Here is a 25755-nt window from a genome sequence, read left to right on the forward strand (position 1 = left end):
CGCGCCTCCTGCATGGAGGCGTGATTAGATCACAGACGATCAGCCTGTTCAAATTTCATTAACAAAGTGCGATCCCGCCCTGCTTGCATCTGGACTTCATAACGGCCGCGGCGGGTATAGTTGTAGCTGCGTATCTCCGCACAACTCTTGTTACCACTGACTGTCTTGGCATTTAAAATAGCCATGTTCGATTCGGTCCAGATATTGGCTGCCCGCCAGGTGCAATCAAATTCCGAGCCACCATTGCGCCAACCATCGGAGACTTGCCAGTCCTGATTATTCCACCAAAATGCCGATGCTTGAGTCGCATATAAACTACTCGCCAGCAATACCGCCGCCATAACTCCAATTTTTCGCATGGTATCCACACTCCTCTGTGTTTAATGGATGATGACCAAGTTCAAAATGAGAATATCGAGCATTCGAAATGAAAAACAAAACTGAAATCGAGTCATGGATATTTCATATTATTGAAACTATCAGCAGCACCATTGAAACTAATGACAAACATAATAATTAAGGGCTATATTGAGACCATGAAAAAGGCTCTGTCTCAGTTGGCTGTTGGGAATGAAAAGGAGTGGAGTCTGGACGAAAAGCAGACCGTTGGCGGCAGGGATGCCGCCATCGAGTCTACATGGAAGTATTTACGACGTGTCTGCGGCTCGAACAGACTCCAGTCACATTTGAGCAGCATTTCTCAACGCATAACGGGTACATAGCCATAAAAAAGCCACCGACAGGGCGGTGGCAAAGTGGACTTCCAATCCGATAAACCAAAAACTAGTTTGCCTGACGGCGATAAATCTCCACTAACTCGGTAGCCAACTCACGGCACAGAATAGAGGTCATCAAATGATCCTGGGCATGTACCATCACCAGCGTCATCTTGGTTTTACCTTCCCCTTCATCCGCCTCAATCAGTTTGGTCTGCACCGAATGGGCGGCCTTACCGGCCTCAATGGCTTCTGCCAATAGGGCATCGGCTTCGGTAAATAAACCGGCACGCGCTTGACGCAAGGCTTCAAAACAAAGGCTACGCGATTGTCCGGCGTTGACGATAATACCCATCACTGCTTCTTCAAGATCCAACATCTATTTCTCCTTAAAACCCGTTATTTCGTGAAACCTCGGCAAACCATTCGCCACTTTTCTTGACGGTGCGCTGCTGAGTATTTAAATCAAGGCTGATGAAGCCATAGCGATTTTTATAGGCGTTCATCCAGGACCAATTATCGATAAAGGTCCACAAATGATATCCACGGCAATTACATCCCTCGAGAATGGAAGCATGGATCCATTGCAGATGGCCGCGAATAAAATCAATGCGGTAATCATCTTTCACCTGGCCATCGTCACCAATGAAGCGGTGCTCGCCTTCCACGCCCATGCCATTTTCCGAGATATAGCTGGGGATATTTCCGTAGTTGTCCCGCAGATTGGTCAGGATGTCGTAGATACCGCGCTCATAGATCTCCCAACCGCGGTAAGGATTCATCTTGCGGCCTGGCATCTCGTAATTTTCAAAGAACCAATCCGGTAAGAAAGGTGCACCCGGCTGGATGGCGGTCATCCGCGCTTTCACTCGTCGCGGCTGGTAGTAGTTGATGCCGAGCAGATCAATCTTGCCAGCGGCGAGCAACTCCTTGTCACCCGCTTGGGTCACCGGCATCTGGTCATATTCTTGCAGTATGTCGATCAGCTCCTGGGGATAGCAGCCCTTGACCGCCGGATCGAGAAACGCCCGATTGAAGAACAGATCGGCAATAAACGACGCTTTCAAATCCGCCGGATGTGAAGAGCGCGGATAAGAGGGCGTCAGGTTCAGCACGATGCCGATCTGGCCCGGCAGATTCAGCGCACGGTAGCGAACGACCGCCAGACTATGGGCCAGCATCATGTGGAAGGCCACTTGAGCGGCGCGACGGAAATCCATCTGGTTCGGGTAGTGGAAGTCATACAGATATCCCCCCTCCACCACCACCACCGGCTCATTGAAGGTCATCCAGCAAGCCACCCGGTCGCCAAACAGCTGGAAGCAGATCTCGGCGTACTGGGCATAGGCCTCGACCGTGGCGCGATTTTCCCAGCCGCCCTGCTGTTGCCAGTACATCGGCATATCAAAGTGGAACAACCCGATAAAGGGTTTGATCCCCTTGGCCAGCAACTCATCAATCACCTGGTTATAGAAGGTAACGGCCTCGGAATTGACGGTTTTGCCATCCGGCATCAGCCGGGCCCAGGAGATCGAGGTGCGGAAGCTGTTGTGACCGATTTCCGCCATCAGCGCGATATCGTCCTGATAACGCTCATAAAACGTCGAGGTATCCGCCGGACCAATCTGGTTGTGAAAACGATGGGGTTCGGTGGCAAACCAGTGATCCCAAATCGTCGGCGCCTTACCGCCTTCAGCCGCGGCGCCTTCTGATTGCGCCGCTGAAGAGGCACTGCCCCACCAAAACCCTTCGGGGAATTTATACTGCATGCTCTTTTCCTCTTGGTATTCCGGCAGCGGATATAGCCCTATCCGCTGCCTGGGGTGATTAAGCCTGACTCGGCTCTGGACTCATGGCGTCGGACTCTTCGCTCTTGGCGTTCTCCGCATCTTGTTGCAACAGGGTGCGCTCATAGGCCCGAACGAAGGGGTAATACATCAGTGCCGAGATGCCCATGCAGATGAAGCACATGATGACCGGACTGAGTGCCCAGTTGGTGGCCCAAGAGGCACCGATAGGCGCTGGCGTGGTCCAGGCGGTCAGCATCACCACTTTTTCCACCAGCCCCAGATCCACGGCAAACCAGGCCAGAATGGCGTTGACAACCGGGATCAGGATGAACGGCAGGAAGAACACCGGGTTCATGATGATGGGGGCACCGAACAGGATCGGCTCGTTGATATTGAAGAAGCCCGGAACCACACCCATGCGCCCTATGGTGCGCAGATGCACGGCACGGCTACGCATCAGCAAGAACGCCAGCGGCAAGGTAGAGCCGACACCACCGATAAACAGGAAGTGATCCCAGAATCCCGGCAGGAAGGTGTGAGGAATGGCCTGGCCTGCGGCCAGGGCCGCCTGGTTAGTGGCCAGGTTGGCCATCCAGAACGGGTTCATGATGCCGGTGACGATCATGGTGCCGTGGATACCGGCAAACCAGAGGATTTGGCACACCAGCACCGCCAATATCACCGCTGGCAGACTGTCCGAGGCGGCGACCAGCGGCTTGAGCATGGCCATGATGGCTTCCGGCAGAATCATGCCCGTGGTGTGCTGCAGCAGCAGGTTGAACGGATGCAGGGTCAGGATGATCACCAGCACCGGGATCAACACCTCAAACGAGCGGGCAACCCCGGTCGGTACCTGATCCGGCAGGCGGATGGTGATGTTGTTACGCTTGAGCCAGGCATAGACTTCGGTGGAGTAGATGGCACAGAGCAAGGCGGTAAAGATCCCCTGCCCCGAGAAGTATTGGGTAGAGATGACACCATCTTTATATTGCGCCGCCACCAGCATAAACGACATCAAGGAAAGCAAACCCGTGGTGATCGGATCCAGCGAATACTGCTTGGCCAGACTCGAAGCGACGCCAACCGCGATAAACAGCGTCATCAAGCCCATGCTCATGTTGAAGGGCAACATGAGTTCGGCGCGATAGGTGGTTGAAAAATCAAGCCAAGCCCGGGCGAAGCCCCAGGTGGTTTCATTGGAAATCGGCGGGAAGATGAACACCAGCATGAAACTGCCGACGATCATGAAGGGCAGCGCGGCAATAAAACCATCACGGATGGCTAGCACATACCGCTGCTGCCCCAGCTTTCCAGCTAATGGGCCGATGCGTTGCTCAATCAGCCCCACCAGCATGCTATATAGTGAACTCATAATTTTTTATCCTTCCTTGTCGCTGTCATTAACCAATCAGGGACAAGGCGAAATCCAGCACCTTGTCTCCCCGTTGCATGCCGTAATCCATCATGTCGATCGGCTGCACCTTGATGCCATGAGAGGCCGCCTTGGCCTGCAGCTCCGGTTGCATGTATTTGATCTGCGGCCCGAGCAGCACCACCTGATACTTGGGCATCTGGTCATCAAACTCCGACGCGCCGAAGGCCTTGATATCCGCTGCCAAACCGCGCTTCTCGGCTTCGATCACCATTTTTTTCACCAGCATGCTGGTCGACATACCGGCTGAGCAGCACAACATAATTTTTTTCATGATTCGTCCTCTGGATTAACGTTGCACGCACTATAGATCGACCGAAGAACTTGAGAAATCGATTTCACGATCTGAAATTATCAATTGTGATTCCGATCACTACAGAGGCATCAACCGATCGTTCACGAATGAGCGACCTGCTCGTATCTATATGTAATAAAAGGATTTTAATATTAAATGGAAATATGGGTGCGTATGGAGCTTTTTATTTAATCATCCATGGGAGCATCAGGGCATCGATTTCACAATGAGTGCTGCGGCGGTGAGTAACGGTTTTTCATTCGTCGACCTGCGGTGACAAGAGAGCCGAGTGATAGCCACCAGGAAACGGCGTCAGAACTACACCCAGAAGCCCGGCCCAGACAGCAGAGCGCCAATGCATGGCGACATTCACCGGGAGCGATAACGCTCTCCCGGTGAATGTCGGTCAATGGGTTCAGAAGGGGTTAATCGCCAGCCGACGGCACGGCGACGGCTGAGCTGGGTGATCCCGGCACGGCAGACACTGCACATGCTTCGGCTTTGGCGCTCATCTTTTGCTGCGGCGGGTACCAGTTCAACAATCCTTGCTGGATCCGTGTCGCCGCCGCTTCCGGCGTCAACTGACCGAGCACAACCGCTTGGCTCACCTCGGCTATTTCGCTGGTAAACGCAGGTTGCCCTCGCGATAAAAACTGGGCCCCGAGCCGAATGGTGGAGTCACAGGTATCTCGCCACCCCATCATGGTGCTGGCGACCGGATCCTTCAGCTCGAAGAAGTGGTTGGACAGCGAGAAAAAGCCGGGTACCGAGTTGGAAAAACGTTCCGCAAATTCGGCGGAGGCCATCCACTCCACCAACTTGATGGCGGCTTCCTTGTGGGGGCTGGCGGCATTGATGGCGATGCCCATATCGGTATGGTCGGTGAAGTAGCAGGAGTCACCGGCTTTGGCGACCGGCGGAAGAAAAGCGCCAAAGTTAACCTTGCCGGTGAACTGGGCGATGGACCAGGAGCCCGCCACTATCATGGCCGCTTTGCCCGCCGCAAACGCATCCACCGCTTTGGCCTCGGTGGCTTCAGCCGGGTTGGGTCCTATATAGGGAGTCCAGCGCGATAACTCACGAAACACCTCGACATAGGCCGGGTCGGTAAACCGCGCCTGACCATTCACTAACGCCAGACGGCCATCCTCACCGTGCCAGTAGTTGGGACCGATATTTTGAAATCCCAGCTCGGATACCACCCAGCTGTCATGGGCGGCGAAAGCCAATGGCAGGTAACGTCCATCCTGCTTTACCCTCGCCAGCACGGTAAAAAACTCGTCCCGGGTCTTGGGTGGCGTCAGCCCAAGCTCCTTGAAGATATCGAGGTTGAAATAGAATCCCTGGATCACCGAAGCAATCGGCAAACAAAAAGTCTGTGCCCCGGTATCGGTCTGCCAGGCCGCTTTGGCAAAACTGGGGAAGTTTTCCATGCCCGCCAGATCCGTCAGATCCAGTAGATGGCCCTGCTGAAACAGTTGCAGCGACTGATCATAGGGACGGCAGGTGATTAAGTCCCCCGCCTTGCCGTCGGCCAGCCGCTGGCTTAGGCCCTGATCGTATTCCGCCGAGCGCAACGGCTGCAGCCGAACCCTAATCTCCGGATGCAGCGCTTGGAAACGGGGCAGGAACTGCTCCTTCCACAGCACTTCGTCATCCACGCGCCAGGTTTCCAGCACCAGCTCTTCGGCCACTGCGCTACAACTCAGCCCCAACACTAGCAGACAGGCGTTTGCATATTTCCACATAGATACTCTCCTACAGCTTGAATCGTGCGACCAGGGTCTGCTGCTGGCTGGCCAGCTGCGCTAACACCTCACCACTATTCGCCGATGATCGGGATGCTTGCTCGGTTTCGAATGCCACATCCGCTATGCTGGCCACATGCTGGGCCACCGCCTGGCTCACTGAAATCTGCTCTTCGGCGGCATAGGCCACCTGATCGACAATCTCCTTGATGGCTACCATCTTGGAGGCGATCCCTGCCAGCGCCCTCTCGGTTTCCCGGGTCTGATGGACACTCAACTGGGTTTGCTCATGACTGCGCACCATCACCGCAGCCACTTCGCTGCTGCAGTTTTGCAGGTTATCGATCATGGTCTGGATCTCCTGAGTGGCGCCTTGGGAACGGGTCGCCAGCGCTCTGACCTCATCGGAAACCACGGCAAATCCCCGTCCGGCATCGCCAGCCCGGGCCGCCTCGATAGCGGCATTGAGGGCCAGCAAATTGGTTTGTTCGGCAATGCCGCGGATCACCTCGAGAATATTGCCGATATTGCTGCTGTATCCCTCCAGCTTGTGGGTGATGACCACGGCTTCGGCAATCCCGGCCGCCAGTCGCTCAATCCCATGCCGGTTTTCCAGCACCAGACTCCTGCCGCGCTGGCTGTCCTCGTTAGCCGAGTCCACTTCCTGACGGGCATGTTCGCTGGAGCGAGCGACTTCCGTGGCACTGGATTCCAACTCAGAGATGGCCGCAGCCACCTGATCGGTCTGATTTTTTTGCTCCTGCACCCGAGCCATCACCAATTCACTGATCCCGGCAGTTTTTTGTGTCTCGCGAACCAGATGTTCAGAGCCAGTCTGGACCTCGACCAGGAGAGCCTTGGTATGGTGGGCTAACTGATCAATCGAATGGGCCAACTCGCCCAGCTCATTGCGGGCGGCATAGTTCACCCGCAGCGTCATATCCCCCTGCGCCATCAGCGCCAGAACCTGGTTGATACGCGCCAGCGGCAACTGGATACTGCGCGCCGTACTCCAGGCAATCCCGAACGCTATCAGTAGCGAAAAGATCGCGACCGCTACAATCCAGAAACGAGCACTCTGCACCGCAACATCCGCACTGTGCCGATCCGCTTGCATGCTCTGATTACTGATGACGATCAGTTGGTCCAATGCCACGCCAAGCTGGCGGGTCGACGCTTCCTGCTTCTGCCGCAATGCCCGTAATTGAACGTCAATCTCCTGATGACGCGTCAAGGCAGCAATCAGACCTTGCTCACCGAATACCAGCAGCGGAATACGCTGCACATGGTGGATAAATCGGGCTTTCACATCCTCAGGCACGGCAACCCGCGTCAAGCGCTGATTGGCCATTTCGATATCCTTGGTCAACACCGACTGTAATTCTTGCAAATTGGTCTTGGCATCGGTGCGCTGGATCATCTTCAGATCCCGGGCTATGCCACTGGTGATGAGCTCAGCCTTGTTCAACAAGGATCGCTGGTTGGCCGAAAAGCGTAGTAACAAATCAGCGGCCGAACGATAGTGATCGTCCAGCTGCAACAGCTCACTGCGCATCTGTGACAGACGTTGTGCCTGCACGGCAGACTCGTCATGCAGCCCCATCAACTGCTCGGAAATAGCAAATAGCTTCGGGGCCTCATCCGTCACCCTCTCTAGCTGCTGCTGACTCTCCGGCGTTAATGTCAGAGCCGAAAATTCGCGAACATATTGCGCATAGCGCGCCTTGTCCTGGGCAAAACTCTGGCGCAACTGCGGGAATGTCGCCACATCCCAACTGGCCAGATGGGCCAAACTATCCCGATCCGCCGCCATCAAGGTTTCACGCAGCCGGCTGGCGGCTAAGGTCAATGGCGTGGCTTGTTCGGTGACTTGGAAAAAACGACCATGGATTGTGGTCGTTTTCAGGTAACTGATGACTCCGAGGAGCAGTAACAGCAGCAGGAGTAGAGCAAAACCCAAGCGGATCCGTTGTACGATTGACATCGACATCACCTCATTTCTCCATCTACACAGGCAACAGATGTTGCACATCGAAACACCAAGACGCCCGCAGGCGCCTTGGTGGTTACGTCGATATGAGCCGTTAGGGTTTTAACTGGCCCTGACAGTCGAGTTGCTTGAGATCCTTGCCCGGTTGCAGCAAGGACTCCGGCACCCAGCGTACCGTGGCCACATCCAGACGCGCCTGGCCATTGGTCGCCAGAATGAAGGGGGTGTTGGTCTTGGCAAAGTCCATCCCATCCTTCAGACAGCTCAACGGTAGGCTGATGGTCAGCCACTGTCCCAATGGCAATTTGCGCAGGGTCGAGGTCACGTCTATCGATTTGCCGCAAGGCCAACCACACTGCAGACCCAGCGTCATGTTGCTTTGTGGCGCCTGTTGCACCCGCAGCGTCACCTGCAACTCACTGTTCGCCTTCAGGTAGCTGCGACGATCCGCCCCCTTGACCTGGGTGGTCTGCAGTTGCAGGGTCGCGCCCGAATCCACGCCCGGTTTGTTTTCCCCCAGGAAGGTCACGGCACGCGCATCCTGCTGACGCAGGTAATCGATGGGTTGCACCTTGATGAACTTCATCTCGGTCACGCTGTTGCCTGAGACTTCGGTGCCGGTCCAGTTGCTGGCATCTCCCATGCGCAAGCGGTGCTCCTCACTGGCCTTGGGTCCAAACAACTCCAGCACCTTGCCAGCAGCCGTCAGCTTGGCCGGATCGGTTTCGTTACAACCAAACTTGCGGTTATCCAGCGGCAGTTGGTCCAGATTGCTGACGCGGGCCGCCACCGGGGATGGCTGCTGGTAGCTCAGACCATAGCCATAGGGGAACAGCGGTGCGGTTGTGCCTTGCAAGTCCTGCTCAAACGCCGGCCGCTTCCAGCCCGGAATATTGGTCGGAGTGCGATTGATGGCGGTGGCACACTTCAGGAATGGCCAGGAGAACGAGAGGCGGCCCTGGAAGTCATAGCCCGGCTTGTCATTGGCCGCTTTAAACAGCACATCGGTGATGCCCTCGCCTTCTGTGCCCGGCAGCCAGGCAGCGACGAACGCCGAGGAGAGATTGATCTCCTCGTTAACATACAGGGGACGCCCGGAGAACAACACAGTCACCACAGGAATGCTAGCCGCCTTGAGTTGCTTCAGGGTCTGCAGGTCATCTTGATAGCTGTTTTTCAACTCGGAGTAAGCCAGCGTCTTATTGTCTGGAATATCGCCGAACCATTCGGCGTAAGGGTCTTCCCCCATCACCAGGATGGCGACATCCGGTTTGGCCGCCTGCAGATCCGCCGGTTGGGTACTGGTCAGTACTCGATCCGCGCCGACCGTCGTGCGAATGGCATCCAGCAGGCTTTGCGCGCCAGGGAAATCAGCGCGCTGGTTTTCCGTGCCCTGCCAGGTCAGACTCCAGCCGCCCACCTGTTTGCCCAGATCGTTGGCCGCACTGCCCACCACCAGCACCCGACTGTTGCGGCTCAAGGGCAGGATCTGGTCTTCATTTTTCAGCAGCACCAGTGACTTGCGTACCGCCTCGCGGGCCAGCGCCTTGTGCTCGGCAGCTCCCAGCTCAACCTGCTTACCCGCCAGCTCACGCGCCGAGGGTTGCGGTTTTTGCCACAAGCCAGCCCGCATCTTGACCCGCAGGATCCGCGTCACGGCGTCATCAATCCGGCTCATCGGGATCTGATGATTGGCCACGCCATCGAGCAAACTCTGGCGGAAGGCTTGCCAGTCCTTGCGTGCCGTGACCATGAAAATATCGACCCCGGCCAGTACCGCAGGCAGACAGGCGCCCATGGTACAACCCGCGATTTCGCTATGACCGTTCCAGTCGGAAACAATCAGGCCATCAAAGCCCATCTTGTCTTTGAGCACATCGGTCAGCAGATACTGACTGCCGTGCAACTTGCCGTTGTATTCAACCTCATCGTCCGGCAGTACGTCCCGATTCAAGGGGTTGTGCCAGCTATTGAACGAGGCCATCACCACTTGCGCCCCGGCATCCAGACCCGAGAAATAGCCCACCGCATGGAGATTGCGCAGCGCCTCTTCGGAATAGAAGTTCTGCCCGCGATCGACGCCATCCTGAGTGCCACCATCCCCGACGAAGTGTTTGACGTTGGAGATGACATGCCGTTGCCCACGCAGATCGGCAGCCGAGCCCTGCAGACCACGCACCATCTCACCGGCATAGTGGTAGACGATCGCCGGATCTTCGGAGTAGCCCTCGTAGGTCCGCCCCCAGCGATCATCCCGTGGCACCGCCACTGTCGGAGCGAAGGTCCAATCCAGCCCGGTAGCGGCCACTTCCCGTGCCGTGATCTGACCGATACGGAAAATCAGGTTCGGATCGCGAGCCGCACCCAGACCTATGTTGTGCGGAAACAGGGTGGCCGAAAACACGTTGTTGTGGCCATGCACCGCATCGGTTGCCCACATGAAGGGAATGCGGAAGCCCCGGCCCTTGAAGCCGGCCTCGGCCGCCAGCCAATAGTGATCCGCTTGCTGCGCCCAATCCTGAGCCGAGGCGTGCTTGTTGTTATTCGGCCAGCCGCCACCGCCATTGAGCACAGAGCCGATCTTGTACTTGCTAATCTCCTCGGGCGTCACCTCGCGGAAGTCCGGCTGGATCATCTGGCCGACCTTCTCTTCCAGCGTCATCTGCGCCAGCAAAGCCTGGATCTCTTGCTCCATATTTTTATCTTGGGCGATTGCGCTGCGGATCTGCGGCCACTGCGCAAAATGAGGGACATCCGTCACTCCCTTCACCGACACAGCGCTCGCCGACACAGCACCCGCAATGCCACAACCCACCAATAGACAGGTCACCGACCTGGCCAGACCATTTCTTATTTTCATTCGTCACTAACTCCTGATGTCCACACTCATGAGTCGACCTATGGGTAACCTTGGTCGCATCAGAGAACAGAACAGCCAAACCTGAAATCGATTGCAACATGAGGGTTATGGTAGACAGAAGTGTCCCTGCTATTCCAGCAGTTCCGTAACAGCTTTGGGCAAATATCGACCACTAATCCGAGAATGGTGAGCCGGATCACAAAGATAAAAACAACACAAGAAATCGATTTCCTGAATCAAAAAAAGCCATATACTGCCGAAATCATCCTGATTTACCCGTCAAGGTGAGATGTAACCCGGTTTTTATTGCCAGTAATCACGGGGTTCCATGCTGAGTTAGTTCCTTTGTTTCGACCCGGGCTTGCCCGGGTTTTTTTATGCCCAGAAAAATCTGAAATCGATGTCAATTAGGTCGCTTGGCCGTGGGGAAAAACGCCACTCCAGCGAAAATTTGCCAACGCCTTCACATTTCATCGACTCAGATTTGATTTACCGGGCTGGGTGTTGTCTCTTGCATCATGAAATCGATTTCCGGCATCCAGTGGCGCATCTTGACGAATGGCCTATCATCAGGCCAGAACAGGATACCGTTCGGGCAGAGCGTAGAAATCGACTCGACAATTTTCCGTCTGCTATCAAAGAGGTAACACATGAAAACATCTCGACTCAGCATCCTGGCGCTAGTCCTGTCGTGCATCATCGGGTTGCATGGCTGCGCACCCAAAGGTGCCAGCACAGGGGCAGCTTCCGGCACGGCAACCGCAGGCCCGAGTACCGAATTACTGAACAATGGCGGGTTTAACGGTACCGATGGTTGGTGGACCGCAGGTGCCACCCTGGCGGTCGACAATCAGATGGGATGCGCCACCTTCACCGAATCGGGCGCCAATCCTTGGGATGTGATCCTCGGACAATCCGGCATTGCGCTGGTCGGGGGGCAAACCTACGCCTTGCACTTCAAGGCGATGGCCAAAAATAACGTACATGTGAAGGCGCTGGTCCAGCATGACGGCGCGCCCTATACCAACTACATGGTGCAGGACCTCGAGCTCGGCAATACCGCCAAACCCTTCGATATCAAGTTCACCCCATCCGCGACCGATGAAAAGACCCAACTCCAATTCCAGATGGGAACCCAGACACCGACCACCGTCTGCGTCGGCGAAGTCTCGCTGATCGGTCCCAGCCTGCACAAAAAATCTGACTTCGCAGCCGTGCGCGTCAACCAGGTGGGCTATCTGAGCAAGGCGCAAAAGCGCGCCACCATCGCCAGCGATGCCAAGGAGCCCCTGGCCTGGAAACTGCTGAATGCCCAGGGCGAAACCATCGCCGAAGGCAAAACCCAGCCGTTTGGCTTGAATGCCGCCTCCGGTGAGCAGGTGCAAATTGCCGACTTCAGTCAGGTTACTACCCCGGCCAGCGGTTTAGTGCTCGAGGTGGCGGGCGAGAAGAGTCATCCGTTCAGCATTGGCGATGACATTTATCACCGCATGAAATATGACGCCCTCTCCTTCTTCTACCAACAACGCAGCGGTATCGACATCGAGGCCAAGTACGTGCAACGCCCGGATCTGGCCCGTCCTGCCGGTCACAAACCCGAGAAGGTCACCTGCTTCAACAAACAGGATGCCAAGGGTAATCAGTGGCCGGGCTGTGACTTCTCCCTGGATGTCACCGGCGGTTGGTACGATGCCGGCGATCAGGGCAAGTATGTAGTGAATGGCGGCATTTCCGTCTGGACCCTGATGAACCTGTATGAGCGCGAGCAGTTGGCGAAGGGCGGCGACAAGAGTACCTTTGCCGATGGCAAGGTGAAGATCCCGGAACAAGCCAATGGCCACAACGATCTGCTGGATGAGGCGCGCTGGATGATGGATTTCTTCCTCTCCATGCAGGTGCCGGACGGCAAGAAGACCTCAGTGCCGGTGGGCGATCAATCCAAACAACTGGATAAGCTGCAACTGACCGAGATCGATGCCTCCGGCATGGTGTTCCACAAGGTAGCGGACGAAGCCTGGACTGGCATGCCACTGCCACCCCATAAGGATCCGCAGCCGCGTTATCTGAGCCAACCCAGTACCGCCGCCACCCTGAACCTGGCCGCCACCGCCGCGCAATCGGCGCGCGTCTGGAAAACCCAGGATCCGGCCTATGCCGAGCGTTGCCTGAAAGCGGCAGAAAAAGCCTGGAAGGCCGCCAATCGTCACCCGGATGTCTATGCCTACGATAACTTCGTCGGCTCAGGTCCCTATGACGATACCAACCTGAGCGATGAGTTCTACTGGGCTGCGGCCGAGCTGTTCACCACCACCGGCAAGAAGGAGTACAAGCAAGCGCTGCAAGATTCGCCTTTGTATCTGGATGCCCCCAAGGGTGACAAAAACGCGACCGGCGATCTCTACTGGCAAGGCGTCAGCAGTGCCGGCACCATCACCCTGGCGCTGGTCCCGAACCAGCTCGGCAAACAAGAGGTGGATAAGGCGCGCGCGGCCATCATAGCCGCGGCCGATGGTTATCAGCAGAGCGTGGATAAAGAAGGCTATCGGATCCCGTATCAGGCGATCGAGTACCCATGGGGCTCCAACTCCAACCTGATGAACCGCAGTATCTTCCTCGGCCTGGCCCATGACTTCACCGGTGAGCGCAAGTACCTGCAAGCCATGTCCGATGCCATGGATTATGTGCTGGGACGTAACCCGCTGGATCAATCCTATGTCTCGGGCTACGGCACTCGTGCGCTGAAGAATCCGCACCACAGATTCTGGGCTCACCCGGTCGATCCAGCCTCGCCGCAGGTACCGCCAGGCGTGCTCTCCGGTGGCCCGAACTCCATCAACTTCAGTGATCCGGTCGCTTCCACCATGAAGGGCAAGTGCACCGGCCAGACCTGCTGGAAGGATGAGATCGGCGCCTGGACCCTGAACGAAGTAACTGTCAACTGGAACGCCCCTTTCCTCTGGACCGCTAGCGTGCTGGATGAAGGTGGTTTGACCCGCTAATGTGTGAGGAGGTCCCGCTCCAGGAGCGGGACCTCTATCGATTGCTCCTTACGTTCTGCCAACAGGTTTCCCATGCCAAGATTGATCACCCATCTCTGCCTCGTCGCCGCCATCGGCTTAGCCGCTTGCGGAGGGAGTCAAACCACCAATACCACACCCGACACGCCAACCCAGCCCTCAGGCCCCATGCTGCGGGAGCAAACCAGCCTGCCGATTGGCGTGGCATTGGGGGTCGGCAGTTTCGAGCCCGCATCCAGCATTCGCTACAGCCCGCAGGCCAGCCAACTGCGTCACCTGGCCGCCAGCGAATTCAGCTCTGTGGTCGCCGAAAACGTCATGAAGCCGGAATATATCCACCCGCAAGAGCAGCAATACCACTGGAACGATGGCGATTACCTGGTGCAGTTTGCCCAGCAAAATAACATGCGCATTCATGGCCACACCCTGGTCTGGCATAACGCCCTGCCTAGCTGGATGAGCAACTACAGTGGCAACTGGGAGAGCATGCTGGCGGATCACATCACCACCATCGTCAGTCACTACAGCGACTCTATTAACAGCTGGGATGTGGTCAATGAGGCCTTCCTGGATGATGGCTCGCTACGTTCCAGTATCTGGTCGAGCCATATCCCCGACTATCTGGCCAAAGCCTATACCCTGGCTCGTGCCGCCGACCCGGATGCCGACCTCTATTACAACGACTACAACATCGAAGCCATGCCGAAGAAGCTCGATGCCGTGCTAAAAATGGTCACCGATTTCCGCACCCGCAATATTCCCATCGATGGCATCGGCTTCCAGATGCATATCGACCGCTACTGGCCCAGTACCAACGAAATTCGCCAGGCGTTTAGCCGCTGCGTGGCCATGGGCTTGAAGGTGCGCATCTCCGAACTCGACATCCGCATGAACCCCAACAACACCGCCACGGCGCTGACGCCGGAATTAGCCGAAGCACAACGCCAGCGTTATCGCGACGTGATCACCACCTACCTGAGTACGGTACCCGCCGAGTTGCGCGGTGGCATCACCGTCTGGGGATTGACCGATGCCCTCAGCTGGACGCCCTGGTATTACAAGATCCCCGACTGGCCGCTGCTGTTTGATGCCAATTTCCAACGCAAACCAGCCTGGACCGGAATGAGTGAAGCCTTGCAGGCCACGCCTTAAGTCTCAACTCAGGACTCACGCCTTCTGATGAATCGTCCAGCTCATTGAAAATAAAGGCGCTTCTCCGCAAGGAGAAGCGCCTTTTTTACTCCCCTCGCCCACTAAGAATCACCATTGAATGTCCAAAAATAGCATCTCAATCGGATCAGTCAGTGAACTGATTGACGCTCGAATACAGAGAAATCACTCGTTCAAAATTTGATCAAAATCATCCTAGCCTTACATTTCCTTACGCTTATTGTGCTCGTCTTCCAAACTTTCAGGGCATTGGTGGTGCAACTCGTTCAGGAGCCGTCCGGGCCGCCATCAGGAAGCGAAGCAAAAAATGGATCTGACAAGGAGCACGATATGAAACACCCATATTTACTGAGCATGATTGCGATGGCGGTAAGTGCCGCACTCGCCGGCTGTGGTGGTGCTGATCACAACGAGTCAACCCAAACAACTCTGCAGGCAACGGCGATTGATGGCTACCTGCGCAACGCGCTGGTCTGGCTGGATGTCAACGGCAACAACTTGCTGGATAGCGATGAGCCCAATGCTCGTTCCGGCGAGGGTGGCAAGGTCACGTTAGATGTCAGCGGTATTGAAAACCCGGGTAGTTATCGTCTGCTGGTGCAAGCTGTTGCCGGTGAGACCGTCGACGAGACCCGAGGGGCTATCACCCAAAGCTTCACCCTTTCAGCGCCACCTGGCGTGGCTGAAGTAACCCCCTTGAGCACGCTGGTCGATCAGAAGATGCAACAGGATCCAACTCTCGATCGTGATGCCGCTGCCGCCGCCATAGCCACCGATCTGGGGCTGCAACCGGAACAGGTGCTGGGTGATTTTATTGCCAGCAATGACATAGAGGTGCAAGTCTATGCCGTCAACCTGACGGATCAATTCCCCGAGTCGCTCCCCGAGGATCCAACAGAATTGCTCAATGACAGCAAGGAGCTCGGTCAGGCTCTCGATGAGTATCTGGAACAGAACCCTGTCGATGAAGATACCGATCCCGATAGCATCAACGTGGTCGTCGATGACCAGGGTCATGTCACCCCCATCGTCGATCAGGACCGGGATGGCGTAGCCGACAGCGAGGATGCCTTCCCGAACGACGCCACCGAGACCAAAGACACAGATGGTGACAAAGTTGGCGACAACAGCGACGCCTTCCCCAATGATGCCACCGAGAGCAAAGACAGCGATGGTGACCAGGTTGGTGACAACAGCGACGCCTTCCCCAACGATGCCACCGAGAGCAAAGACAGCGATGGTGACAAGGTCGGTGACAACAGTGACGCCTTCCCCAATGATGCCACCGAAACCAAAGACAGCGATGGTGACCAGGTCGGTGACAACAGTGACGCCTTCCCGAGCGACGCCACCGAGAGCAAAGACAGCGATGGTGACAAGGTCGGTGACAACAGCGATGCCTTCCCGAATGATGCCACCGAGACCAAAGACACAGATGGTGACAAGGTCGGTGACAACAGCGATGAACTGCCGCTGGATCCGCTACGTCGCGAAGCTGACGAAGTGACCAAGGAGGAGAAGGTTTACACCTACATGGAAGACCACACCAAACAGGCACTCACGCTGAAATTGGTCGGTACCACCACGGTCAGCCACTACCTAGATGGACACAAGGAGATCCATGAGCAAGGCACTAACTATTACTGGGATTCTACGGCCAACGCGATAGAGCAACTTAACGGCAACCCACTGATCTACAACGAATACACCAATCACAAGGTCAAGCAGGCCGATGGCCGCTTCGAGCGCAAGGGCTGGTGGCATAAGGATGTCAATAAAGACGGGGTATTCTCGTTTACCGGCGAAACCTATGCCTTCGGCACCGAGAGCGACAGTGGTGCCGACTATTGGGTCGCTTACGACGAAGATGACCCTCGCAGTGAAGGCATCACACAATATATCAATAGCTTCCCGCGCCGCTTCCACGATGGTGGCGACCTTAAAGCCAACATTCAGGCCAAAGACACCTCAACCATCGACATGATGCAACACTTCACCGAATCCACGAGTGAAAAGCTGCAGATCAGCCACTTCCTCGAATACAAGGCCCCCAAGGATGAGACGGCAGAGCCCTACCCGGCACCTGCCGACTGGTTTGATCTGAACAGCATGCAGCGCAACCCGGACTACCCAATCCCACCCAATGGCGATCCTTATGCCGAAACAGACACCCACCAGACTCGGGATGATGGCTGTACCTCTCATACCGAAGATCAGGACTGGCAGGCCGACGGTACCATCAATACCACAACGGGCCTAGTGAATTGCCCCGATGGCTCGGAAGAGAAAAGCTATGCCAAACCTATCTGGGCCAATCCACAAGATGACCAGTTCGAGGAGTACGCCGACTACAACTGGTACAAGAGCGACATGTCCAGCTACTGGTACGAATTCAGCACCAAGACGGAGACAGAAGATGGTCAGCTGGTCACCACCGCAGTCGGAGCCCGCTACCTGTTGGATCCAACAACCAACTCTCGGCTCGAAGATGACACCCATCCGGATGGATACAAGTTCAATGACTACACCAGTGTCCGGACGGTTCTCAGCCCGACCGTAGAGATGGAACACGCCAGTTGGCACCACTATCATCTGGATGACCATCCGGCGACCACCAGCGATGAAGCCTCCTTCACGGTTACCAGCGATGATCTGGGCCAGGATGTCAAAATCTTCTTCAAGGAAATGAATGACTTCTGGGTTGGACATCGCTTCGCCGAGTGGGGTAGCCAGAACGTCACCGACCTACCCGGCAAGATCGCGGCTCTGCGTCAGCAAGGGGTCACCGTGGATCAGATCAACAGCAGCAACCTGCCTGGTCTTAGCGACTACGATGGTCAACTGCTGACCGCCTCCTTCCGCTACAACGCCGATGGCACACCTCGCACCTGGTACTGGGTCACCAAACTGCCGGCGGTTACCGGGGATGATACCTGGAGCACCTGGAAAAAAGTACCGATCCAACTGGTCAATGGCGGACTCGATGGTGCGGGACTGCCGAACTGGATCATCAACGATGCCGGTGGCAACCTGTTTATGCTGCAACCCAAGGTCGCCGAGCCCTGGGGCTGGTATAACGCCTATCAAGTCTGGAACCTGGGAGTATCCAAGGCAGATGGTCAAACCATCAATCCAAGCGGACGGGTCGATACCTGGGCCGGATCCTTCTTCCTCGATTCTGCACAAGCCGACGCCGAACTGGCTCTGCACTGATAGTTATTCGGCAACAACAAGCGGCGCCTCGGCGCCGCTTGTCATTTACCACTCCGGACGAATGCCATCCGAGCATCACCCCAACAATAACCGCGCTTGCTGCAACACATGCTCCGGCGTGAAGCCGAACAACTCGAATAGCTGATCGGCAGGGGCGGACTCGCCAAAGCGGGTCATGCCGATGACGGCGCCATCCAGCCCGGTGTAGCGCTGCCAGTAACTGGCGATGCTCGCCTCGATGGCCAACCGGGCGCGTACCCCCTTCGGCAGTACCGACTCCTGGTAATCCGCCGGTTGCCGGTCGAAGCGCTCGGTGCAGGGCATGGCCACCACGCGCACGGCTCGACCCTCGGCTTGCAGGGTCTGGGCGGCCCCTACGGCCAGCGCCATTTCCGAACCTGTAGCCAGCAGAATGAGCTCCGGCGTACCGGGGCTGTCGAGCAGGATATAGCCGCCGCGCTCGATGTCGCGCACCTGCTCCGCACTCCTCGGCTGTTGGACCAACGCCTGGCGGGAGAAGATGAGGGCACTGGGGCCATCCGCCCGCTCGATGGCCGCCTTCCAGGCCACCGCACTCTCCACCTGATCGCAGGGGCGCCAGGTCTCCATGTTCGGCGTCAGCCGCAGACTGGCCAACTGCTCCACCGGTTGGTGGGTCGGGCCATCCTCGCCCAAGCCTATGCTGTCATGGGTGTAGACGAAGATGGTGCGTTGCTTCATCAGTGCCGCCATCCGCACAGCATTACGGGCATACTCCATAAACATCAGGAAGGTACCGCCATAGGGGATGAAGCCGCCATGCAGGGTGATGCCGTTCATGATGGCTGACATGCCGAATTCGCGAACCCCGTAGTGCAGGTAGTTGCCCTGGGGCGTATCGCCATCCACATCCAGAGCGTGAACGTGGCGGGTCAGATTCGAGGGCGCCAGATCCGCCGAGCCACCGAGCAGCTCGGGCAGGATACGCGCATATTCGTTGAGCGCCTTCTGGCTGGCCTGACGGCTGGCGATATCGGCGGGATTAGCCTGCAGGCTGGCGATATAGTCATGGGCCTTGGCCGACCAGTCAGCCGGTAGCGCGCCATGGCAGCGGCGCAGCAGCTCGGCGGCCTCGGCCGGGAAAGTGGCCTGATAGGCGGCGAACTGGGCATCCCACTGCGCTTGGCTCTCGGCGCCTTGAGCTTTGGCATCCCACACCTGATAGATTTCGGTCGGGATCTCGAACGGCGCATGAGGCCAGTTCAGCTGTTCACGGACCCTGGCCACCTCGTCCTTACCCAGTGGCGCACCATGGCAGTCATGGGAGCCGGATTTGTTGGGCGAACCATAGCCGATGGTGGTCTTGCAGCAGATCAGGGTCGGGCGCAGCGGATCGGCTTTGGCCTCAAGGATCGCCGCATCCACCGCCGCACTGTCGTGACCGTTCACGCTGTCGATGACCTGCCAGCCATACGCCCGGAAGCGAGCCGGGGTATCGTCGGTAAACCAGCCTTCGACATGGCCGTCGATGGAGATGCCATTGTCATCCCAGAAGGCGATGAGCTTGCCCAGCCCCAGGGTCCCGGCCAGGGAGCAGACCTCGTGGGAGATCCCCTCCATCAGGCAGCCATCCCCCATAAAGACATAGGTGTGGTGGTCGATGATGGCATGATCGGGACGGTTGAACTGGGCCGCCAGGATCTTCTCGGCCAGCGCCATGCCGACGGCATTGGCAATGCCCTGCCCAAGCGGCCCCGTGGTGGTCTCGACACCGGGGGCATACCCCAACTCGGGATGGCCCGGGGTCTTGGAGTGCAGCTGGCGGAACTGTTTGAGCTCAGCCAGCGACAGGTCGTAGCCGGTCAGATGCAGCAAGGCGTAGAGCAGCATGGAGCCGTGACCGTTGGAGAGCACGAAGCGATCCCGGTTGATCCAGGCCGGATCCGCCGGATTGTGCCGCAGATGATGACGCCATAACACCTCGGCCATGTCGGCCATCCCCATCGGGGCGCCGGGATGGCCGGAGTTGGCTTGTTGCACCGCATCGACACTCAACATGCGCACGGCATTGGCTAACGTTTTTGCTTCCACACCCATCACAAAGACTCCCTTGATTAATGTTCAGAATTCGGGAACAACCTCAGCCCAGCCGGGTGGCCAGCAACTGCTCAAGCTTCACCTGATCGATGGCAAAGTTGCGGATGCCTTCGGCCAGCTTTTCGGTGGCCATGGCATCCTCATTGTGCTGCCAGCGGAATTCAGCCTCGCCCATGGGAGCGGGTTTGTTCTGCTGCACGCCCTCATCCGCCAACTGCCGTACCAGAACACCGGACTGCGCCTCCAGCTTTTGCAACAGATCAGGGCTGATGGTCAGACGGTCACAACCGGCCAGCGCCAGCACCTCCTCGACACTGCGAAAACTCGCTCCCATCACCACGGTCGGATAACCGAGCTGCTTGTAGTAGCGGTAGATGGCCCGCACCGAGAGCACGCCCGGATCGCTTTCGGCGTCATAGCTCTGACCGGTCTTGGCCTTGTACCAGTCGAGGATCCGGCCGACAAACGGCGAGATCAGGAACACCCCGGCCTCGACGCAGACACGAGCCTGGGCGAAGCTGAACAGCAGGGTGAGGTTGCAGTTGATCCCCTCGCGCTCGAGCTGTTCGGCGGCGCGGATCCCCTCCCAGGTGGCGGCAATCTTGATCAGCACCCGGCTGCGCGGCACCCCTTGCGCCTCATACAGGGCAACCAGCTTGCGGGCCTTGCCGATGGTCGCTTCGGTATCGAAGGAGAGACGGGCATCCACCTCGGTGGAGATGCGCCCCGGGATGCACTGCAGCACCTCGCAGCCGATGGTCACGATCAGGCGATCGGCAGCCTCGATGACCTGCTCGGCTAACACCGGCGTCTGTTCGCGGGCCGCCGCCACGACTTGGGCCAGCAGCGGCGCGTAGTCGGCGCAGGTGACAGCCTTGAGGATTAATGAGGGATTGGTGGTGGCATCTTCGGGGGCATACGCCTTGATGGCCGGTAATTCACCGGTATCGGCGACAACCGTGGTCACGGCGCGCAGTTGAGTGAGCAAACTGGACATGAGAACTCCTGGCCGCATTCCATTTCTGGGCGGCAAATAGGGAAAATCGGCACTTGGGGCGCAATTCGCGTTTGATGCTGCTTGGTCTGTAATCCGAGAGCTGGAGAGCCGGAAGTTGCGACGAACACAGACACGCCGTGAATACATCCATGTAGGCTCGATGGCGGCATCCATGCCGCCAACGGTCTGCTGTTCGCCCGCGACTTCCTCCCCTCCGGTATCACCAACCGGGGATAAAACAGCGCCCCAATAAGGCCCCCGTCATAGGACGGGGGTCAGGATTAACGGAGCTTGTAGTAGATCTCGTTCCACTGGATCTCTTTTTTCAGCTCCGCAATGCGGGTGTTTTCATCGATCAGCAGGAACTCGATCCCCGCCATCTCGGCGTAGATGCGCAGGTACTCGGCATCCAGCGCCTGACTGAACACCGAGTGGTGGGCGGCACCGGCCAGGATCCAGGCTTCGGCGCCCACTTCCAGATTCGGCTTCGGCTCCCACAGGGCACAGGCCACCGGCAGTTTCAGCAGGGCGGCGGGCAGGTCCACCACATCCAGATTGTTGACCACCAGACGGAAGCGGTTGCCCATGTCGATGAGGCTGGCGTTGACCCCTTTGCCGGCGGGTGCGGAGAACAGCAGGCGCGCAGGCGCCGCCTTCTTGCCGATGCCCAGATGCTGCACATCCAACACGGGTTTCTTGGCGGCGATGGACGGGCAGACTTCCAGCATATGGGCACCGAGCACCAGGTTGTTGCCCTCGGCCAGATGGTAGGTGTAATCCTCCATAAAGGAGGTGCCACCCGGCAGCCCCTGGCCCATCACCTTGAGGGTGCGCAGCAGGGCCGCGGTCTTCCAATCCCCCTCGGCACCGAAACCATACCCCTGTTGCATCAGGCGCTGGCAAGCCAACCCCGGCAACTGGTGCAGGCCATACAGATCTTCAAAGGTGGTGGTGAAGGCGCCGAACTTGCCTTGCTCGAGAAAACGCTTCATCCCCAGCTCCTGACGAGCCGCTTCGAACAGGGATTCCCGATGGGCGCCGCCCACCTGCACCGCCGCGCTCAGGGTGTAGAGGCTCTCGTACTCCTCAAGCAGGGCATTGATTTCGCCCGCCGAGACGGCATTGATGACGCTGACCAGATCGCCCACCGGATGGTAGTTGACCTGATAACCGAACTGGATCTGGGCCTCCACCTTGTCGCCTTCGGTCACCGCCACATTGCGCATGTTGTCGCCGAAGCGCGCCACCTTCATCTGCTTGCTGTCATACACGGCCGCGGCGATGCGCATCCAGCGGGCGATCTTGGCGTGTACGCCCTGATCTTCCCAATAGCCGACCACCACGGTGCGCGGCAGGCGCAGACGAGCGCCCATGAAGCCGAACTCCCGGCCACCGTGGGCGGTCTGGTTCAGGTTCATGAAATCCATATCGATCTCGCCCCAGGGCAGATCGCGGTTGAACTGGGTGTGGAATTGCAGCAGAGGCTTGCCCAGCTGGGTCAGGGCCGGGATCCACATCTTGGCTGGCGAGAAGGTGTGCATCCACACCATGACCCCGACGCAGGCGCTGCTGTGGTTGGCATCGCGGGCAATCGCCGAGATCTCATCGAGCGTAGTGCCGGTCGGTTTGAGCACTATCTTCAGCGGCAGACCAGCCTTCTCATTCAGCTGTTGGGTCATCAGCTGGGCATGATCGGCCACCTGTTTCAGGGTTTCCGGGCCATACAGATGTTGGCTACCCACGACAAACCAGACTTCTAACTGCTTTAAAAATTCCATGATTCGTTCCTCATCGATGAAGCGGTTGATGGACCAGTCGGCGCTTTAGTGCGCGCCGGATTGGCCGTAATAGGCATTTTTTCCATGTTTGCGCTGGTAGTGTTTTTCCAGCATGTAATCGGGCAAGGCGGCCGCCTGCGGATTGAGCTGATGGGTGATCCAGGCCATGCGGGCGACTTCCTCCAGCACCACAGCGTTGTGCACCGCGGCGTGGGCATCGGCTCCCCAGCTGAAGGGACCATGGTTGGCCACCAGGATCCCCGGCATGGTCAGGGGGGGCGTGTCCCCCAGCGTCTCGACGATGAGATCCCCGGTCAGCCGCTCGTAGTCGTCCCGCACTTCGGCTTCGGACAACAGGCGGCTACAGGGCACATCACCGTGGAAATAATCGGCCTGAGTGGTGCCCTGGATGGGGATCGCCCGCCGCGCCTGGGCCCAGGCGGTGGCGTGAGTGGAGTGGGTATGCACCACCCCGCCGAGCTCGGGATACCGGCGGTAGAGCACCAGATGGGTGGCGGTATCCGAGGAGGGACGCAGCTGCCCCGCCACCCGGTTACCCGCCAGATCCAGCACCACCAGATCGTCCACCGTCATGTGCTCGTAGCTGACGCCACTGGGCTTGATCACCACCAGTCCCTGCTCCCGGTCGATGCCGCTGACATTGCCCCAGGTAAAGGTCACTAGGTTGTAACGGGGCAGGTCGAGGTTGGCCTCGAGCACTTGCTGTTTGAGCTGTTGCAGAGTCATGCGTTACGCCCCTCGTTGTAGAGCGGCTCGGCGACCGCCCCCCATTTCAGGAAGCGCTGGTAGAGGGTTTCGTAGGCGGCGACCTTGTCGGCTTGCGGCTGGTGCGTGCGCTCGACCGGGCTTGCCATATTGGCCTGGGCGGCAGCAATGGAGGGATAGATATCGGCGGCCACGGCGGCAAAGATGGCGGCCCCCAGGGCACAGCACTGATCCGAAGCCACCACCTGGATGGGGCGGTTCATCACATCGGCGCACACCTGCATGACGACGGGGGATTTGCGGGCGATGCCGCCCAGAGCCATCACCTGCTCCACCGGCACTTCCTGACTGGTCATGCACTCCATGATGCTACGGGCGCCAAAGGCGGTGGACGCAATCAGGGCGCCGAACAGATCGGGGGCATCGCAGCCTAAGTTCAACCCCGAGATGGTCCCCTTCAGGCGCTGGTTGGCATTGGGGGTGCGACGCCCATTGAACCAGTCCAGCACCACCGGCAGGTGTTCCAGATCCACTTGCTTGTCCCAGGATTGGGTCAGGGCCCCCAGCATCTGCTGCTTGTGATTCTCGACCGCGGTCTTCAGCTCGGGATAACTCTTGGTCAGCTGATCCAGCGGCCAGCTCAGCAGTCGCTGATACCAGGCATAGATGTCGCCGAATGCCGACTGCCCGGCTTCCAGACCGATGAGGCCCGGTACCACGCTGCCGTCCACCTGGCCGCAGATCCCGGCGATGGCGCGTTGCCCTATGGTGGCGTGATCGGCGATCAGGATGTCACAGGTGGAGGTACCGATGACCTTGACCAGGGTATTGAGGCTGGCCCCCGCCCCTACGGCGCCCATGTGGCAGTCGAAGGCGCCACCGGCGATCATCACATCCTGAGGCAGGCCCAGACGCTCCGCCCATTCGGCGGTGATGCGACCCACCGGAATATCGGCGGTCCAGGTCTCGGTAAACAGCGGGTAATCCAGATCCTGGGTCAACAGCGGATCCAGGGCATTGAGAAAATCGGCGGCCGGTAACCCGCCCCACTGCGGATGCCACAACGACTTGTGGCCGGCGGAGCAGCGACCACGCTTGAGCTGGCTGGGAGCCTGGGTGCCACTGAGCAGGGCTGGCACCCAGTCGCACAACTCGACCCAGTTACAGGCGGCTTCGCGCACCGTGCGATCGGCGCGGGAGACGTGCAGGATCTTGGCCCAGAACCACTCGGAGGAGTAGATACCGCCGATGTAGCGGCTGTAATCGGTGAACTGGCCGCTGTGACACAACTCGGTGATGGCCTCAGCCTCGGCGATGGCGGTGTGATCCTTCCACAACACAAACATGGCATTGGGATTCTTGACGAACTCGTCACGCAGGGCCAGCACATTGCCCTGGGCATCGATCGGCGCCGGGGTCGAGCCGGTGGTGTCAACGCCGATGCCGCGGATCGCCAGGCGCTGGGCGGGTGCCAACAAGCTGACCACCTGGCGCACCGCCTGCTCCATGGATTCGATGTAGTCCAAAGGATGGTGCCGAAACTGGTTGCGGATCGGGTCACAAAACTTGCCATCCCGCCAGCGGGGGTAATAGACCACGTGGGTCGCCAATTCGGCGCCATCCTGGCAACGGACGGCAAGAGCCCGCACCGAATCACTGCCGAAATCGAGCCCGATGACGATGTGCTCAGCCATGGTGTTCTCCTGGGAAAAATGAAAGAAAAGGAATAACCGTGGCGGAAACCATAGAAGATGTGGGAACAGGCCCGTTAGGCATCGACTGCTGAAAATATGGATATATCGGCTGTCTGATTCATTTGTGGAAGGCGATTCAAATTTCGATACATGACAAAATCGCTAAAAATATCCTGATTACCATCGAGACTCAGCCAGCTTCAACAGGCGTTGTGGCATTGGAGCCGTTCGACAGCCGATCCTGACCAGTTCC

General features: G+C 57.9%; 16 protein-coding genes. 3 read left to right on the top strand and 13 right to left on the bottom strand.

The window, feature by feature from the left end:
• Positions 1-29: 29 nt before the first annotated feature.
• The 8 genes from ACYVG7_RS14875 to ACYVG7_RS14910 form a co-directional block, all read right to left on the bottom strand.
• Positions 30-359 carry a hypothetical protein gene (locus ACYVG7_RS14875; RefSeq protein ID WP_460883877.1) on the bottom strand — a complete coding sequence of 110 codons (330 nt, stop codon included), beginning with the start codon at positions 357-359 and terminating at the stop codon, positions 30-32.
• Positions 360-783: 424 nt separating this feature from the next.
• On the bottom strand, positions 784-1095 hold the full coding sequence (locus ACYVG7_RS14880; RefSeq protein WP_460883878.1) for a PTS lactose/cellobiose transporter subunit IIA: 312 nt from the start codon (positions 1093-1095) through the stop codon (positions 784-786).
• Between the two features lie 10 nt (positions 1096-1105).
• Complete coding sequence (locus ACYVG7_RS14885; RefSeq protein ID WP_460883879.1) at positions 1106-2485, bottom strand: glycoside hydrolase family 1 protein; 1380 nt, start codon at positions 2483-2485, stop codon at positions 1106-1108.
• A 58-nt stretch (positions 2486-2543) separates the two neighbouring features.
• Positions 2544-3878 carry a PTS sugar transporter subunit IIC gene (locus tag ACYVG7_RS14890; protein WP_460883880.1) on the bottom strand — a complete coding sequence of 445 codons (1335 nt, stop codon included), beginning with the start codon at positions 3876-3878 and terminating at the stop codon, positions 2544-2546.
• Between the two features lie 28 nt (positions 3879-3906).
• Positions 3907-4212 carry a PTS sugar transporter subunit IIB gene (locus ACYVG7_RS14895; protein WP_460883881.1) on the bottom strand — a complete coding sequence of 102 codons (306 nt, stop codon included), beginning with the start codon at positions 4210-4212 and terminating at the stop codon, positions 3907-3909.
• A 446-nt stretch (positions 4213-4658) separates the two neighbouring features.
• A complete protein-coding gene (locus ACYVG7_RS14900) occupies positions 4659-5981 on the bottom strand; it encodes an ABC transporter substrate-binding protein (protein ID WP_460883882.1) in 1323 nt (440 codons plus the stop codon).
• Between the two features lie 10 nt (positions 5982-5991).
• Positions 5992-7965 (bottom strand): methyl-accepting chemotaxis protein, encoded by a 1974-nt coding sequence (locus ACYVG7_RS14905; RefSeq protein WP_460883883.1) that lies wholly within the window; start codon positions 7963-7965, stop codon positions 5992-5994.
• Between the two features lie 100 nt (positions 7966-8065).
• Positions 8066-10831: a glycoside hydrolase family 3 protein gene (locus ACYVG7_RS14910; RefSeq protein ID WP_460883884.1), complete on the bottom strand. Its 2766-nt coding sequence runs from the start codon at positions 10829-10831 to the stop codon at positions 8066-8068.
• A gap of 650 nt (positions 10832-11481) precedes the next feature.
• Here ACYVG7_RS14910 and ACYVG7_RS14915 point away from each other — a divergent pair.
• The 3 genes from ACYVG7_RS14915 (at position 11482) to ACYVG7_RS14925 (ending at position 18231) form a co-directional block, all read left to right on the top strand.
• A complete protein-coding gene (locus ACYVG7_RS14915) occupies positions 11482-13830 on the top strand; it encodes a glycoside hydrolase family 9 protein (RefSeq protein WP_460883885.1) in 2349 nt (782 codons plus the stop codon).
• Between the two features lie 72 nt (positions 13831-13902).
• On the top strand, positions 13903-15000 hold the full coding sequence (locus ACYVG7_RS14920) for an endo-1,4-beta-xylanase (RefSeq protein ID WP_460883886.1): 1098 nt from the start codon (positions 13903-13905) through the stop codon (positions 14998-15000).
• Between the two features lie 348 nt (positions 15001-15348).
• Positions 15349-18231, top strand: a complete 2883-nt coding sequence (locus ACYVG7_RS14925; protein WP_460883887.1) for a hypothetical protein — start codon at positions 15349-15351, stop codon at positions 18229-18231.
• Positions 18232-18306: 75 nt separating this feature from the next.
• Here ACYVG7_RS14925 and tkt read toward each other — a convergent pair whose 3' ends face one another.
• The 5 genes from tkt to ACYVG7_RS14950 all read right to left on the bottom strand — a co-directional run bounded on the left by tkt (position 18307) and on the right by ACYVG7_RS14950 (position 25502).
• Positions 18307-20307 carry a transketolase gene (gene tkt, locus ACYVG7_RS14930; protein WP_460883888.1) on the bottom strand — a complete coding sequence of 667 codons (2001 nt, stop codon included), beginning with the start codon at positions 20305-20307 and terminating at the stop codon, positions 18307-18309.
• 43 nt (positions 20308-20350) lie between these two features.
• Positions 20351-21304, bottom strand: coding sequence for a transaldolase (gene tal, locus ACYVG7_RS14935; RefSeq protein ID WP_460883889.1), 954 nt, complete (start codon positions 21302-21304; stop codon positions 20351-20353).
• A 281-nt stretch (positions 21305-21585) separates the two neighbouring features.
• Positions 21586-23082 (bottom strand): L-arabinose isomerase, encoded by a 1497-nt coding sequence (gene araA, locus ACYVG7_RS14940; protein ID WP_460883890.1) that lies wholly within the window; start codon positions 23080-23082, stop codon positions 21586-21588.
• A gap of 45 nt (positions 23083-23127) precedes the next feature.
• Complete coding sequence (locus ACYVG7_RS14945; RefSeq protein ID WP_460883891.1) at positions 23128-23829, bottom strand: L-ribulose-5-phosphate 4-epimerase; 702 nt, start codon at positions 23827-23829, stop codon at positions 23128-23130.
• Entirely contained in the window at positions 23826-25502 is a 1677-nt protein-coding gene (locus ACYVG7_RS14950; protein ID WP_460883892.1) for a ribulokinase, read from the bottom strand. Before ACYVG7_RS14950 ends, ACYVG7_RS14945 begins: the two co-directional genes overlap by 4 nt.
• Between the last annotated feature and the right edge of the window lie 253 nt (positions 25503-25755).

Source organism: Pseudaeromonas pectinilytica, from assembly GCF_054780855.1.

Coding starts and splice junctions, on each gene's coding strand:
- ACYVG7_RS14885 (WP_460883879.1), bottom strand. CDS start 2,485: ATGCAGTATAAATTCCCCGAAGGGTTTTGGTGGGGCAGTGCCTCTTCA.
- ACYVG7_RS14875 (WP_460883877.1), bottom strand. CDS start 359: ATGCGAAAAATTGGAGTTATGGCGGCGGTATTGCTGGCGAGTAGTTTA.
- tkt (WP_460883888.1), bottom strand. CDS start 20,307: ATGGGTGTGGAAGCAAAAACGTTAGCCAATGCCGTGCGCATGTTGAGT.
- araA (WP_460883890.1), bottom strand. CDS start 23,082: ATGGAATTTTTAAAGCAGTTAGAAGTCTGGTTTGTCGTGGGTAGCCAA.
- ACYVG7_RS14925 (WP_460883887.1), top strand. CDS start 15,349: ATGAAACACCCATATTTACTGAGCATGATTGCGATGGCGGTAAGTGCC.
- ACYVG7_RS14905 (WP_460883883.1), bottom strand. CDS start 7,965: ATGTCAATCGTACAACGGATCCGCTTGGGTTTTGCTCTACTCCTGCTG.
- ACYVG7_RS14880 (WP_460883878.1), bottom strand. CDS start 1,095: ATGTTGGATCTTGAAGAAGCAGTGATGGGTATTATCGTCAACGCCGGA.
- tal (WP_460883889.1), bottom strand. CDS start 21,304: ATGTCCAGTTTGCTCACTCAACTGCGCGCCGTGACCACGGTTGTCGCC.
- ACYVG7_RS14920 (WP_460883886.1), top strand. CDS start 13,903: ATGCCAAGATTGATCACCCATCTCTGCCTCGTCGCCGCCATCGGCTTA.
- ACYVG7_RS14915 (WP_460883885.1), top strand. CDS start 11,482: ATGAAAACATCTCGACTCAGCATCCTGGCGCTAGTCCTGTCGTGCATC.
- ACYVG7_RS14950 (WP_460883892.1), bottom strand. CDS start 25,502: ATGGCTGAGCACATCGTCATCGGGCTCGATTTCGGCAGTGATTCGGTG.
- ACYVG7_RS14945 (WP_460883891.1), bottom strand. CDS start 23,829: ATGACTCTGCAACAGCTCAAACAGCAAGTGCTCGAGGCCAACCTCGAC.
- ACYVG7_RS14895 (WP_460883881.1), bottom strand. CDS start 4,212: ATGAAAAAAATTATGTTGTGCTGCTCAGCCGGTATGTCGACCAGCATG.
- ACYVG7_RS14910 (WP_460883884.1), bottom strand. CDS start 10,831: ATGAAAATAAGAAATGGTCTGGCCAGGTCGGTGACCTGTCTATTGGTG.
- ACYVG7_RS14890 (WP_460883880.1), bottom strand. CDS start 3,878: ATGAGTTCACTATATAGCATGCTGGTGGGGCTGATTGAGCAACGCATC.
- ACYVG7_RS14900 (WP_460883882.1), bottom strand. CDS start 5,981: ATGTGGAAATATGCAAACGCCTGTCTGCTAGTGTTGGGGCTGAGTTGT.